At 32.4% G+C, this 14,369-nt stretch carries 11 protein-coding genes; 9 read left to right on the forward strand and 2 right to left on the reverse strand.

Annotated features, from left to right (window positions below):
• Position 1 precedes the first annotated feature (1 nt).
• The 3 genes from Q2T41_RS14620 to Q2T41_RS14630 all read left to right on the forward strand — a co-directional run bounded on the left by Q2T41_RS14620 (position 2) and on the right by Q2T41_RS14630 (position 3,038).
• The gene (locus Q2T41_RS14620; protein ID WP_304436670.1) at positions 2 to 1,249 is read left to right on the forward strand and encodes an NAD(P)/FAD-dependent oxidoreductase; all 1,248 of its coding nucleotides are present in this window, start codon (positions 2 to 4) and stop codon (positions 1,247 to 1,249) included.
• A 219-nt stretch (positions 1,250 to 1,468) separates the two neighbouring features.
• The gene (locus tag Q2T41_RS14625; protein WP_304436671.1) at positions 1,469 to 2,104 is read left to right on the forward strand and encodes a DUF6799 domain-containing protein; all 636 of its coding nucleotides are present in this window, start codon (positions 1,469 to 1,471) and stop codon (positions 2,102 to 2,104) included.
• Positions 2,105 to 2,135: 31 nt separating this feature from the next.
• Positions 2,136 to 3,038 carry a hypothetical protein gene (locus tag Q2T41_RS14630; RefSeq protein ID WP_304436672.1) on the forward strand — a complete coding sequence of 301 codons (903 nt, stop codon included), beginning with the start codon at positions 2,136 to 2,138 and terminating at the stop codon, positions 3,036 to 3,038.
• 159 nt (positions 3,039 to 3,197) lie between these two features.
• Here the strand turns inward: Q2T41_RS14630 and Q2T41_RS14635 are convergent, their stop codons facing one another.
• Both Q2T41_RS14635 and Q2T41_RS14640 read right to left on the reverse strand, forming a co-directional pair.
• Complete coding sequence (locus Q2T41_RS14635) at positions 3,198 to 4,415, reverse strand: metallophosphoesterase (protein WP_304436673.1); 1,218 nt, start codon at positions 4,413 to 4,415, stop codon at positions 3,198 to 3,200.
• 11 nt (positions 4,416 to 4,426) lie between these two features.
• Complete coding sequence (locus Q2T41_RS14640; protein WP_304436674.1) at positions 4,427 to 5,026, reverse strand: CDP-alcohol phosphatidyltransferase family protein; 600 nt, start codon at positions 5,024 to 5,026, stop codon at positions 4,427 to 4,429.
• A 332-nt stretch (positions 5,027 to 5,358) separates the two neighbouring features.
• On the opposite strand from Q2T41_RS14640, the gene Q2T41_RS14645 reads away from it, so the two are divergent.
• From Q2T41_RS14645 to Q2T41_RS14670, 6 genes are all read left to right on the forward strand, one after another.
• On the forward strand, positions 5,359 to 5,823 hold the full coding sequence (locus Q2T41_RS14645; protein WP_304436675.1) for an Hsp20/alpha crystallin family protein: 465 nt from the start codon (positions 5,359 to 5,361) through the stop codon (positions 5,821 to 5,823).
• A 136-nt stretch (positions 5,824 to 5,959) separates the two neighbouring features.
• Complete coding sequence (locus Q2T41_RS14650) at positions 5,960 to 8,602, forward strand: cation-translocating P-type ATPase (RefSeq protein WP_304436676.1); 2,643 nt, start codon at positions 5,960 to 5,962, stop codon at positions 8,600 to 8,602.
• Between the two features lie 541 nt (positions 8,603 to 9,143).
• Positions 9,144 to 12,296: a PAS domain S-box protein gene (locus Q2T41_RS14655; RefSeq protein WP_304436677.1), complete on the forward strand. Its 3,153-nt coding sequence runs from the start codon at positions 9,144 to 9,146 to the stop codon at positions 12,294 to 12,296.
• Positions 12,268 to 13,335, forward strand: a complete 1,068-nt coding sequence (locus Q2T41_RS14660) for a response regulator (protein ID WP_304436678.1) — start codon at positions 12,268 to 12,270, stop codon at positions 13,333 to 13,335. The genes Q2T41_RS14655 and Q2T41_RS14660 overlap by 29 nt, the downstream gene beginning before the upstream one ends.
• A 121-nt stretch (positions 13,336 to 13,456) precedes the next feature.
• Positions 13,457 to 13,951, forward strand: coding sequence for a hypothetical protein (locus tag Q2T41_RS14665; RefSeq protein ID WP_304436679.1), 495 nt, complete (start codon positions 13,457 to 13,459; stop codon positions 13,949 to 13,951).
• A gap of 254 nt (positions 13,952 to 14,205) precedes the next feature.
• Positions 14,206 to 14,349, forward strand: a complete 144-nt coding sequence (locus tag Q2T41_RS14670) for a hypothetical protein (RefSeq protein WP_304436681.1) — start codon at positions 14,206 to 14,208, stop codon at positions 14,347 to 14,349.
• The last annotated feature ends 20 nt before the right edge of the window (positions 14,350 to 14,369 follow it).

The following is a 14,369-nucleotide window of genomic DNA, read 5'->3' on the forward strand; positions in this document are numbered from 1 at the left end:
AATGAAATCAAGGTATCAAATATTGATTATAGGGGGAGGTACGGCAGGTTTAATGACCGCAAGCAGTTTATTACGTAAAAACCCTAAGTTGCAGGTAGGTATTATAGAACCATGTGAAGATCATTGGTACCAACCCGCCTGGACTTTGGTGGGCGCAGGCACTTATGATTATAATAATACTAAAAGACCAATGGCAAAAGTTATTCCGACCAATGCAGATTGGATTAAAGACAGTGTCAACTCTATTGATCCAGAGAACAATAGCCTTGGATTAAAATCTAACCGAAAATTGGTTTATGAATATTTAATTGTTGCACCCGGTCTTAAACTAGATACCAGTTTAGTAGAAGGTTTATCAGAGGCTATTGATAAAGGGGTAGTATGTAGTAACTATACCAACCCCAACCATACGTGGCAAGTTATTAAAAACTTTAAAGGTGGTACAGCATTGTTTACACAACCACCTAAGCCTTACAAATGTGGTGGCGCACCTCAAAAGATTATGTACTTGGCCGATGATCATTTTAAAAAAATGGGTGTTAAGAAAAAGACTAAAGTTGTTTTTGCAACCTCCGGCGATGCTATATTTTCGGTTCCTGAAATAGCTAAAACTTTAATGAAAGTAATAGATGAAAAAGGTATACATATTAAATTTTCATACGAATTAAAAAAAATAGAAAGTAAGAAACAAATTGCTTGGTTTTTGGTAAGTCCGCAATCTAAAGAGCATAATCCAATAACGCTAGATAGTTTAAAAGAGAATGGTTTAGTAGGTATAAAATACAACATGTTACATCTTGTACCACCAAATACGGCTCCAGATTTTATAATAAATTCACCACTTGCAGATTCTTCTGGATGGATGGATGTTAATCAATATTCCTTACAGCATACTAAGTATAAGAATATTTTTGGTTTAGGCGATGTAACCAATGTGCCTACATCTAAAACCGGTGCAGCAATACGTAAACAGGCCCCGGTCGTGGTAAAAAATATGTTGTCGTTGATAGGTAACGGTAAATTAAGCTCTAAAAAATATGATGGGTATTCTTCATGCCCCTTTGTTACAGGTTATGGCAAAATGGTATTGGCTGAATTTGATTATACCAAGAAATTTACACCAGATCCTAAGCTAAAACGAATGCTCATTAAAGATTCTTCAAAAGAACATTGGCGACTTTGGATTCTTAAAAAATATATACTTCCATATCTATATTGGCACAAAATGCTCAAAGGAAAAGAGGTATAGCTATGTTGTTTCTAAACTCAAATATCATTTTTTTAGGTACGGATACACAGTTTTATCAAGCAAATTATAAACTGTAAAAAACAGTCATATTTTTCTATTTAACTGGTTTAATGACTTGAGTCATTTCGATGATTTGTTAGATAAAATACATTTGTTAAAGGAATTTAATTTATTAAAGCTATAACAATGAAAAATTTATCCTTATTACTATTATTTACAATGTTGGGAACAAGTATAACTATTGCCCAAGATCAAGTACAAGATCGTGATCAAGACCGGCTCATGATGGTAGATGGCGATGTACTTCAAATTCGCGATCGTGATCAAATTCGTTTGCAAGAACCTATCATTTTAAATGATGGTACAGTGGTCAACTCAGACGGTTCGTATGTGACTAAAGACCGCAAGAGATTAGTTTTAAAAGATGGTGAATGCTTAGATAATGATGGTATCAAGTATAGAAATGAATACCAATATAGATATAAAGTTAAGCGAGAAAATACGGGGTTAAATCAAGATCAAATTAACGAACGTAATCAAAATAGATATCAAATAATGAAGATTGATGGTGAAACCTATCAAATTAGAAACAAGGAGCAAAATCGAATTCAAAATCAAGTAAATCTTGGTGACGGTATCATAGTAAACCCAGATGGATCTTATCAAAATGAAAAGCGGGAACAATTGCGTCTTAAAGAAGGGGAATGTTTGAATATGAACGGTGCCATGTTCAAAAATCTTTATCAACATCGTAAAATGATGGTTCAAAAAAATAAGATGATTAATAGAAATACAATTAAATCTGGCGTAAAAAAGCCTATTACCAAAAAGAAGGGTAAAAAATCGGGTCAATAAAGACATTTTAATACACCAATACTAATTTATCATGAACGTTAAAATTCTCTCTTTTTTGTTGATTTATGGTTTGCCCATAATTTTAATAGCTCAGAATAATAGAGAATTAGCTAAAGAAATTTCTAACGATATTGAATCTTATTTTTTAATGGATATTAGCTATATTAATGATGCTGTATTTATGGGAAGGAGAGATTCAATAGCGGCACCGTATATATATCCTTCTATAGGTTATTATAATGCATCGGGCATATTTGTTGATATTTCAGCATCATATTTAGTTGGGTCAGAGGACAATAGAGTTGACCTATTTATGCCCAGTTTAGGATATGATTTTAGCGACCTTCAATTAAGTGGAAGAATTTCTGGTACCGCGTATTTTTTTAATAAAGAAAGTTATAATGTAAAATCTGCGGTGCTTGCCAATGTTTCGGGCTTTTTGAGTTATAATCTGAAAATACTTGAAGCAACTCTTATGACCAATATCTTTTTCAATGATGGCGGCACGTCTGATTTTTTTGTTGGGTTAATGGTCAACCGTATATTTTACACCAATGACCGTAATTTTTTAGTAAATCCTACAATAAGCCTTTATGCGGGATCTCAGAACTTTTATGAGGTGTATTATAAAACAAGTAGGTTGGGTAATCGTAGAGGCTCTGGTCAAGGTTTGGGAGCAACAAATTTAAATTCTGCAACTACGGTTGAAATCTCAGAAGCGACTAAATTCAATATTTTAAATTTAGAACTTAGCCTTCCATTACAATATTATCATAAGCAATTCATTTTTTCATTGAATCCAATTTTAGCAATACCTCAAAGTAGTGCAACTATTACAACCGAAGATTCAGTTATTTCTGAAGATTTAGAAAGCACATTCTATTTTACTGCGGGTATTAGTTATTGGCTTGATATGGCTAAAAGAAAGCCTTAAAACCTTTTTTATAGAAATTTCTCAGCATGAAATTGAGTATGGCTTGAATCAGATAAGATTGTGAAACATTATTTTTGAAATTTGGATTTTTAAGTTTCGAACTAGTAATAGAATTTTTTACTGTATAATCATTCTCGTCAAAAAAGATGGTACGTACTATCACTTTTTATATAATTCGATAAGGGTTATTTCGGGTCTCATACCCAACCTACCAGGAAAACCCATCCATCCCAATCCACGAGTTACATATAGATACTGATTATTTTCTTTGTACAAACCTGCCCAATGTTTGTATTTATACTTTATAGGGCTCCATTTTTTTGTTCTAAAGTTGATTCCTGCTTGCATACCATGTGTATGTCCTGATAGTGTTAAGTCGATACTGGTATGGTGGGCAACTTCTTCTGACCAATGGGTAGGGTCATGAGAAAGAAGTATTTTGAAGTTAGCACCATCTACGTTTTTCATTGCCTTTTGCAAATCACCATATTTTTTAAATTCTGGATTCCCCCAGTTTTCAACACCAATAATAGCCAAAGAGGTATTAGCTTTTTCTAATAATTTTGCTTCGTTTCGTAAAAGTGTAAAGTCTGTTTTTATATAAAATTCTTGTATTTCATTAAAATTTCTTCGCTTTTCTTCTGGCGTTGCCCATTGACTATAATCACCATAATCGTGATTTCCTAGCACTGCAAATTTTCCATCTTTAGCCTTTAATTTTTTTAATACCGTGTGCCACCCTCTAAGTTCCCAAGAAAAATTATTTACTAAATCTCCTGTAAAGACAATTAAATCAGGATTGAGTTCATTTATCTTTTTAATGGCACGTTCTAAAATATGATACTTGTAATTAAAACTACCTAAGTGAAGGTCAGATATGTGAACGATACGAATACCGTTAAACTGCTGAGGTAAGGTTTCTAATTTTAAATTTATATGATGAACCTTAAAACGGTAAACAGCACTAAAAATGGCATAAAGAATTATGAAGAATGGTAAAAACCCTGAAAGAAGACCTATAACAGGTATAACAATTAATGATGCTTCTTGTGAAAACATAAAATTAGAATAGTAGAGTAGACTAATAACAATTACGAAAATAAGTTTGGGGATAAATGAAGATACCGTTAAACCATATAATTTTGATATAATTAATTGTTGACGTTCTGGTGCAACTATTTCTAGTTTTATTTTGAGAAGTAGAATTGAGGTAATTAAACCAATGGTGAAAACCCAGAAAAGAATATATATTAAATTTTTTAAAATTTCAGATTCAATTGGTCTTGTAATTGAAAGTAACCAGTAGAAAGCAGAAATATCAATACCTAATATCGCTAAACATAAAAGAACAATAGAAAATAAAGAATAGGATCGCATATTATGGTTTATTATTTAGGTGTTTTTATGTCTTTTAATCTTCTTTCATCGTTTAAAGCGTAAAGAAAACTTTTTACATCTGCCACCCAAGTATCGTACATAAAAATGAGGGTAATTTCTTCAATGGTTTCCAAAAGTCCGATAACGATCATACAATAGAATAACCAGTAAACAGGACCAAAGAATAAAAACCAGATAATAAATACTGCCTGTACAACAGCGGATATTTTCGCTAAATAAGTGTGAAACGCGGTAGCCTTGCCATATTTTACGAATGCAATAGCCATTTGAAGTAAATAAGGTATAAGAGCTATTGATATCAAAACCACATTCTCTTTAATGAAGTTAACTTCAAAGACTAACAGGCCAATTAGACCCATAATAAAGGTTAATTGATCTCCTATCGAATCTAATTGCGAACCTCTCTCGCTCGTAATTTTTAGTTTTCTGGCTAAATACCCATCAATAGCATCGGTACTATAACTTATTAGAAGAAACCATGTAAATAGTTTTCTTTCACTGTACCATAAAAGGATTATTAAAATAGGTATTGCAGCTACCCTATAAAATGAAAACCAGTCTGCAATATTAAAATTTTTAAAAGTCCACATAAGTGTTTTTTAACTATTAATTTCTTGTTGTCAAATTTGATTAAAAATGTATAAATGAACCTAAAACTATAAGACTTAAGAGGTTTTGTAAATGATATTTATCATGGAGGTAATTGTTGTAAGCTATAATGAACTTTAAGATTTACTTATCTATTATAGTAAGGTTAGGTGTTAACTAAATCCATGCAATAAATTATTTTCTATTGATTATGAGATAGGATTTAAAAAGAAACTGTAAAAAAATTTCTTGACTGACCTACATCATTTTGAACGCTTAAAGCTGAGTGTATTTTTGGTATATAAATTAATGTATAACCTTAAAATAAATTAATATGTCACTAGTAAAATTTAAAAGAAGACCTTTCGGGAATTTGATTACACAAGATTTTTTTGACATGGACGATTTTTTTGATAATCGCCAATGGGTAAGAAATATGATACCAGATAGTTTTTGGAACGGCAAGAGATCAGAGCCTGCTTTAAACATTAAAGAAACCGATAATAATTTTGAAATTGAACTTGCTGCACCAGGCTTTAGCAAAAAAGATTTTGAGGTTACCATTGATGATGGGTGCTTGAATATTAAGGCTGAAAAGTCGACTTCAGAAGAAGAAACAGATGATAATTACACACGTAGAGAGTTTAGTTACAACGCTTTTGAGCGGTCACTACAGCTACCCGATAGTGTAAAACAAGAAGCTATTAAAGCAAAGTACAATGATGGTATTTTAAGCTTTAACCTAGCTAAAAAAGAAGAAGCGAAAAAAGTACCGCCTAAAAAAGTGCTTATTGCTTAGAAAACTGTCTTAAAGAAAATTTTAAACCCACAATAAATACCCTTCAAACCTGCACTATTTAACTTATAAAGTTGGTAGAAAAGGTTTAAAGGGTATTATAATTTATAGCTTAATGATTTCATTTTAAAATTAATTAATGGTCCAAAATCCGTTTGCTCTGTCTATTGAAAAGTTGGTAACTATTTTAGAAAGCAATGTTCAATCTGGACTTGAAGAACAACAGGTTCAAAATTTATTGAACAAATATGGTTCAAACCAAATACCAAAAGATGCACCAAAAAAAAGGTGGCGTATTCTAGTAGGTCAGTTTTTAAACCCAATTCTATATATTCTAATAGCTGCAGCTATATTAGCCTTCATTTTTAGTGATGTTTTAGAGGGTATTGCTATACTTGTCGTTATAATTATCTCTGCCGGTATTGGTTTTTTTATGGAACTAAGGGCTATACGATCTTTAGAAGCACTTCGTAAAATGGGTCAATCTAAAATACATGCTATTAGATCAAGTAAAAGCGTTCATATAAAGGGATTGGAAATAGTACCAGGTGATATTATTTTATTGCGAACAGGTGACATTGTCCCTGCAGATGCACGTCTAATAACCGTAGATAATTTATTGGTCAAAGAATCTGTTTTAACCGGCGAGAGCATACCAATCCGCAAAGTGGTTAAGGTACTGAAAGGAAATTCGCCAATTACCGATCAATACAATATGGTCTTTAGGGGTACCATGGTAACTTCTGGGTATGGAAAGGCAATTGTTACCTCTACGGCAAAATTTACTCAATTAGGTCATATACAACAGCTTGGAATTGAGGCATCAGAAGAACATACTCCATTAGAGAAAAAGCTGAATCATTTAAGCAAATGGCTCATTTGGCTAACTCTATTTTTTGCATTGTTGGTTGTTGGTGCAGGTTATATTAGGGGAAAAGATATTCTGTTAATGGTGGAAACCGGTGTTGCATTAGCTGTAGCGGCAATACCGGAAGGTTTGCCTATTGTTGCTACTATAGCCTTGGCCCAAGGTATGTTAAGATTATCAAAAAAGCAGGTTATTATCAAAAAAATGGAAGCTGTACAAACCCTTGGAGCTACAGATATTATCTGTACGGATAAAACTGGTACCCTAACAGAAGATCGTATGAAAGTACATACCGTTCTTTTTGGCGACAAATCTTTGGATGATGTATTTATTAAAAATGATTCAATGGCAATAAAAGAACAGCCTATTTTTAAAAATATAATTTTGGCTAGTATTCTGTGTAATAATGAAAATTTGGACACTGCAATTGATGGTCAAGTCGACTCAATAGAACGGGCTTTACTAGAATTTGTAGAATATTTAGGCTACAACCCTGTTGCTATCAAGAATGATTATCCAGAACACTTGGAATTACCTTTTGATGCGACCAGAAAATTTATGGCAACAGCACATAAAAATGGTAAGATTATTAGAGTATACGCAAAAGGAGCATTTGAAGCTCTTATACCTCATTGCGATTATATAATGGATGAAAAAGAAATTACACCTTTTAAAACGAAAACTGAATGGCATACTAAAGTGAATACTCTTGCCGACCATGGTCTACGTACTTTGGCCTTTGCCTTTAAAGAAATGAATGAGCTACCGACCTTAAAGACTATAGTTGACCGATTAGTATTTTTAGGAGTAATCGGTTTTCTTGATCCGGCCCGAAGCGACGTTATGGCGACTATCGATGTTTATAAAAAAGCAGGTATAAAAGTGGTTATGGTTACTGGTGACCACCCTGGTACCTCAAAAAAAATTGCGGAGGAAATTGGCTTGTTAAAAAGGGATGCTGATCCAGATGAGGTATTAATAGCCCAAAATCTTAAATTCATAGAGAATATAGATCCAACATTATTTGAAAAAATTTCTAAAGCTTCGGTCTTTGCCCGTGTTTCGCCAAAGCAGAAATTAGATCTTGTTAAATTCTACCAAAAAAACAACCATATTGTAGGTATGATCGGTGATGGTATCAACGATGTTCCGGCGTTAAAAAAAGCTGATATTGGAATAGCAATGGGCATACGAGGTACAGAGGCAGCCCGTGAGGCAGCAGATGTAATTTTAAAAAATGATAAGTTTACAGCTATAGAAATGGCTATAAAACAAGGTAGGGTAATCTTTGAAAATATTAGGCAGTTTGTGATTTATCTTCTTTCATGTAATCTGGCAGAGATTCTCTCTGTTGGTATAGCGGCATTTTCCAATTTACCATCACCTTTGCTACCAATGCAAATTTTGTTTCTCAATTTAATAACCGATGTTTTCCCCGCATTGGCGCTAGGTCTTGGTAAAGGAGAAAATGACATAATGGAAAGAGCACCAAAAGACCCCAAGGCACCTATTATCAGTAAAAAGGACTGGAATTCAATTATTTTATTTGGAACATGTATAAGTGCAGCAGTTTTAAGTATGGTTATGTATGCCCATTTTGTGTTGAATTTATCAGAAAATATCATAAATAACATGGCTTTTTACACTTTGGTATTGGCACAATTGTTCAATGTTTTCAATTTACCACGCCAGACCGCATCTTTTTGGATCAATGAAGTCACTACTAATATTTGGGTTTGGGGTGCAATTGCGATATCGCTATTTTTAACATTTGCAATAACTCTTATTTCCCCAATTGCTAATGTACTCTCTTTAGAAACTATTTCAATTTATCAATTGTTTTTAATAATCATTTCTGCCATGGGGTCATTAGTATTGGCACAGATTATAAAGCGGTCTATCAAGCTATTTTAAAAATTAGGTGTAAAAATTGAAATTTGATGAAGGGAAATTGGTCATTCTTTACATTTTAAGTATCTATATTATACAAATGCCTTTCCAAAAAAAATCAGAACTTCTTTCAAAACATCAATTGTTTTTAACTATTTAAAAACATGATCATTATCATTTGAGATTATAGCAATGACCAATATCATTTTTATAATTATGTATGAATAATACATTTATAGAAAAGCGGGTGGTGTTTTAAAGTTTCATGATAGCAAAAGAAACATTAATTGTCAACAATAGGTAATATGTATTTCGTTTCACAAAAAATGCCAAGTATTTCACCGCAGAATTTGTTGGTATGTATAATACCCTGCAAACCCAATATTGATGCTGGTTACAAATGCCTTGATTTTGGTGAAAGGGAATATAGATGACTATAATAACCTAAGCCTTTATATTCAATTTTATATGTTTTTTATACTTAAAATCTACTGTTTAAATTAATAGATGCCAATTATGAATTTGTTAGTATTGAAGAAACACAAGGAATATGTTTTAAACCTAAATGACAGAACTAAAAAAACATACTAATAAGAAGCTAGAGGTTAGTGACGCTGCCTTGTACCAAGCTGTATTTGATTCTTCAATGGCAGGTTTGTTCGTTATTGATAGTAGTGGTTCTATTTTGAAGGTTAATGATCAAGCAGTACAAATGTTCGGTCACCCAAAGAGCGCTTTAATTTCAGAAAAATTGGATATTATCTTTTTGAACGATAATTATAAAACCATTCAATTATTAATGAAAAATTCTACCTCTGAGCATGTTCAGCTCATGGGTCTGCATACAAGTGGGAAAAAATATGAAATAGATCTTAGATTAGTAAAAACTAGTGCAGAAGGACAAACGGTTTTCGTCATTTTCTGCAAAAAAGTCGATATTTCGGTTTTTGAAAGTGATAGAAAACTCCGTTACCTCATTGCTAATGTGCCAGGCATTGTTTTTAGGTGTACAACCGATCAAAATTTTTCTATAGAGTTTATAAGCAATGCATGTGAAACAATTACTGGTTATTTGCCGAAGCAATTTTATGATACTGGAAATTTAAAATGGTTATCACTAGTTCATATAGCAGATAAAGCTTTTGTAAAAGAGAAAAGAAGAGAAGCTATATCAGAAAAAAAAACATACCAGATATCTTACCGAATTTTAACATCAACCAATAAAATTAAATGGGTTTCAGAAACAGTCTCTTGTGTTCATGACCGATCAGGGAAAATAGGGTTTTTAGAAGGATTTATTGAGGATGTTACTGAACGTACAGAAGCGAAAATATTATTGACCAAAGAAAAACAACTGCTTTGGAAATATTTAGACACTGCAGCTTCTGTGTTTTTAGTCATAAATAAAGATCATACTATTGAAATGGTCAATAGAAAAGGGTGTGAGGTTCTGGGATATAGTGCCAAAGAATTAGAAGGTAAGAATTGGTTTGACATATGTATTCCAAAAGAAAAGAGAAATGAACTAACTCATTTTTTTGATGATTTAATTAATGGAGAACAAGAAGTACCCGGAATTAAAGAAAACTGGGTATTAACTAAAGGTAATAGAAAGAAGTTCATTCGTTGGCAAAATGCATTGTCTAAAGATGATAATGGAGAGGTAACGGGTATGATTTCTTCAGGTATTGATGTTACTGAAAAAGTGCTAGCAGAAAAAAGACTGCATTCCAGTATGGAAAAGAACAGGGCTATTCTAAAGGTGATTCCCGATGTAATGACAGTACACGATGAAAAGGGTAGTGTTTTAGAAATACATATACCAGCCGATGTAAATACAATACTATCAAAAGAAGGTATTGAAGGTAAAGATTTAGATCAACTTCTTCCATTAACGATTGCAAAAAGGCTTAAAAAAGCTATAACTAGCGTATTGCAGAATAAAATAATGCGAATATTAGAAATTCAAGTTCCCATAAAGCATAGAATAGTTGATTTTGAATGCAGGCTTGTACCCTTGAACAATAATCAAGTTCTGACTATAGCGCGAAATATTTCTAAAACCAAAGAAATTCAAAAAACTTTACGTTTAAGAAATAAGGCTTTAAATGCTGCTGGAAATGGAATTGTAATTGTAGACGCCCAGAAATCCAACTTACCTATAATCTATTGTAATAATGCTTTTACTGAAATTACTGGTTATAATAGAGAAGAGGTTATAGGCATAAATTGTAATTTTCTCCAGAACGATGATGGAGATCAAGATGCTATTTCTACTATGGGAAATGCTATTAAAAATGGGGAAGCTTGCAGGGTGCTTATAAGAAACTATCGAAAAAATGGTGTAATGTTTTGGAATGACTTGAGCATAACTCCACTTTTTAATGAAAATAAAAATCTAACTCATTTTATAGGAGTTCAAAATGACGTTACAGAAATTCAAAGAGATAAACATCAATTAGAACAATACGCAAATATACTTGAAGAAAAAGTTGCGGACCGTACTAAGGAGATAGAATCTACGGTGCAAAAATTAGTAGAGAACAATCTTATTCTTGAAGATCAAATTTACGAAACCAAACTTGCAGAGAGAAAAGCACAAAGAAGTCAAGCTCAACTAATTGCAATAACTGAAAATTTTCCGAATGGGTTTATTGCTGTGTTCAATTCTAATTTTGAACTCGTATTTATAGAAGGTGAAGAATTGAAGCGGATGAAATTAAAAAAATCGAAATTTGAAGGCAAGAAGGTGGATCATTTTTCAGTTTTTACAGAAATACAGATAAATGCGATCAAGCGTAAAATTTCGACTACTTTTTCTGGTAAAAGTCTTTCTTTTGAAGTTACGTTCGGCGGACTGATATATGCTGTTAATACCACTCCATTAAAGTCTGATAATGGACTAGTGGTATGGGCTCTTTTTGTTTATAATAATATAACCCAACAAAAGAAAGTTCAGGAGAAATTAACTAAAGCTTTAAAAGATGAGCAAGAACTTAACGAATTGAAATCACGTTTTATCTCAATTGCTTCGCATGAGTTTAGAACCCCTTTAAGTGCCATTTTATCTTCTGCAATTTTAATTGGAAAGCAAAACAGACCAGGTCTGGAAAATAAACGCCAAAAACATGTTACAAGAATAAGAACCCATGTAAAACGTTTAGTTGTTATTTTGAACGACTTTTTATCCTTAAGCAGGCTTGAAGAAGGTAGAGTGGTAGCAAAACCTAAGTTTTTTGAATTAATTAAATTTTGTAAATCGCTTATTGATGATATGGAATCTGCGAAAAAGGATGAACAAAGCATACGTTTTATTCATAATGATGCAGAAATAATGGCTTTTTTGGATCCAAACTTATTAACTCATATTTTAACTAATCTACTCTCAAATTCACTAAAATATTCAGATGAAGGCAAAGTAGTTGTATTAGAAATAAAAAGAGAAAATAAAATAATTGAATTCAATATTATCGATAATGGAATTGGGATTAAAGAAAATGAGCAAAACAGATTATTCGATCGTTTCTTTCGTGCAGATAACGCTACTTACATTCAAGGTACCGGTCTAGGACTCTATATTGTAAAACAATATGTTGAGTTAATGGGAGGTACTGTAAGTTTTAAAAGTGAATATGGTATCGGTAGTACTTTTACCGTGCAACTTAACCTTAACTATAACCTAGATCAATATGAAAAAGATTTTATTAATAGAAGATAATGATGATGTACGTGAAAACACTGCAGATATTTTAGAACTTGCCAATTACGACGTTATTACTGCCGAAAATGGTGAAATAGGTATTCAAAAAGCTAAAGAATTTTCGCCAGATTTGGTAATATGTGATATCATGATGCCACAAATGGATGGCTTTCAGGTCTTACAAAATTTTGAAAAAGATATGTCAATGGTCAGTATTCCCTTTATTTTTCTTACCGCTAAAACAGAAAGGGAAGATATACGTACAGGTATGAACCTTGGTGCTGATGATTATTTAACCAAACCTTTCGAGGAGAATGAATTGTTAGGGGTAATTGCATGCCGGTTAAATAAACATGACAATCTAAAAAAGGAAATTGTAAGAAATTTGAAGGGTATCAATACTTTTATCGAAGAGGTTTCTGAGTTTGAAGATATGGAGGGCCTATCTAAAAACCATATGCTTAAATCTTATGAAAAAAAGGAGATTATCTTTTGGGAAGGTGATAACGCCCATTCATTATTTTTTATTGAAAGTGGTAACGTAAAAACATATAAGGGAACTGAGGCCGGTAAAGAATTGGTAACGGGACTATACGGGCCAGGTGACTTTATAGGTCAGTTGTCACTTTTACATGCGGCAGGTACTTATGTAGAAAATGCCGTTATTTTAGAAGATGCACAAATTTGTGCCATTCCAAAAGTAGATTTTTTAAAATTGTTATATGGCAACCCTTCGGTCTCACAAAAGTTCATCGCTATGGTGTCCAATAATTTAATCAATGTACAATCTCATTTGGTAGACATGGCCTTTGCACCTGTAAGGCAGCGTGCGGCAAAAGCATTGTTAGAGTTGTATGAGAAAGGACTAATAAAAGACAAACCCAATGGAGGTATGTCAATACCTCGTGAAGATTTTGCAGGTATGATAGGTACGGCGACTGAAACAGCCATTCGTACACTTTCAGATTTTAAAGATGAGGGCTTAATAACAACTGATAGTGGTAGAAGAATTATTATTCTGAATAAAGAAGAATTATTAAATATTGCAGATTTTTAATTTTGAAATAAATTTGATAAAAGATATAACTGATTTTAGTCATTCTATAAAGTACAGCTATAGCTTAAATTAGAAATTTCGGAAAGTGTTTTAATACAATTAGAACCAACCTTTCTAAGTTATGAAATCAATACGTTTCAAACAGCAGCAACAAATTTTTAGAATTAAAAGTTATCAAAAACTTTGGCAATTAAAGCCGGTAATTCATCAATTGAATATGCTTACTGCTAATAGTTTACAACTTTCTGTTCTTGGTAAACTAAACCAAAACTTAGTTTTGAAAAGTAGTCAGAATGAACAGGTTAAAACGGAGTTAAATCAAAACTTAAAAAGTATTTTTGGAGTTAAAACTGATTTTGCAACTTTCAACAATCCAGAAATTGGTACTATTTTTATAACCGGTACCATAGTTTACCATTTTTTACAAGAAATGTACGGAAGCAAACAATTGGGAGAATTCCCTTCTGGACCTTACGGTATACTCAGAGGACTTGGATTTACAGAGAAAATAGCATCTAGCTGTATACAAGATTTATATAACAACTATTTTCTGCTAATTTTAAAGTCTTATGAAGAAGAATTGAAGTTTGTAGATGAGTTGCTTCAAAAAAATTAATCTATTCTATATACTCCCTTTGCTATAGATTCTTCGAATTTTAAATAAGGACAAAAAAAAACAGGAAACCAAAGTCTCCTGTTTTCCCGCAATACTTTTGAATTTATGTATGTTTTCAACCAAACTTGTACGCCATCTTATTTCTAAAATGATTTATAAATAGATTTGAACAATCACAAATTTTCTGGCATTGCTATGGTCATCTTTTCCTTACGGAAATGAAAACCAATATCAATTATTTAAAAGAAACCGAGGTGCCGAAGTACCTCGGTTTCCTAGAAGATGTTCTTCAACCCAATCGCCACTTCATGATCCTACTTAAATATATTGCTATAACCGTTCGAGATACAATTAGTATTGAAAGAGTGTTCGTAACCTCTTCTTTTCTTAGATTCTAGGCTATTAATAAAAAGCTAAA

This window comes from Maribacter confluentis, from assembly GCF_030505015.1.
Taxonomy (GTDB): Bacteria; Bacteroidota; Bacteroidia; order Flavobacteriales; family Flavobacteriaceae; genus Maribacter; species Maribacter sedimenticola.

Bases quoted from the DNA above. Each gene is read 5' to 3' on its own strand.
- Q2T41_RS14620 (WP_304436670.1), top strand. From the start codon at position 2: ATGAAATCAAGGTATCAAATATTGATTATAGGGGGAGGTACGGCAGGT.
- Q2T41_RS14625 (WP_304436671.1), top strand. From the start codon at position 1,469: ATGTTGGGAACAAGTATAACTATTGCCCAAGATCAAGTACAAGATCGT.
- Q2T41_RS14630 (WP_304436672.1), top strand. From the start codon at position 2,136: ATGAACGTTAAAATTCTCTCTTTTTTGTTGATTTATGGTTTGCCCATA.
- Q2T41_RS14635 (WP_304436673.1), bottom strand. From the start codon at position 4,415: ATGCGATCCTATTCTTTATTTTCTATTGTTCTTTTATGTTTAGCGATA.
- Q2T41_RS14640 (WP_304436674.1), bottom strand. From the start codon at position 5,026: ATGTGGACTTTTAAAAATTTTAATATTGCAGACTGGTTTTCATTTTAT.
- Q2T41_RS14645 (WP_304436675.1), top strand. From the start codon at position 5,359: ATGTCACTAGTAAAATTTAAAAGAAGACCTTTCGGGAATTTGATTACA.
- Q2T41_RS14650 (WP_304436676.1), top strand. From the start codon at position 5,960: ATGGTCCAAAATCCGTTTGCTCTGTCTATTGAAAAGTTGGTAACTATT.
- Q2T41_RS14655 (WP_304436677.1), top strand. From the start codon at position 9,144: ATGACAGAACTAAAAAAACATACTAATAAGAAGCTAGAGGTTAGTGAC.
- Q2T41_RS14660 (WP_304436678.1), top strand. From the start codon at position 12,268: ATGAAAAAGATTTTATTAATAGAAGATAATGATGATGTACGTGAAAAC.
- Q2T41_RS14665 (WP_304436679.1), top strand. From the start codon at position 13,457: ATGAAATCAATACGTTTCAAACAGCAGCAACAAATTTTTAGAATTAAA.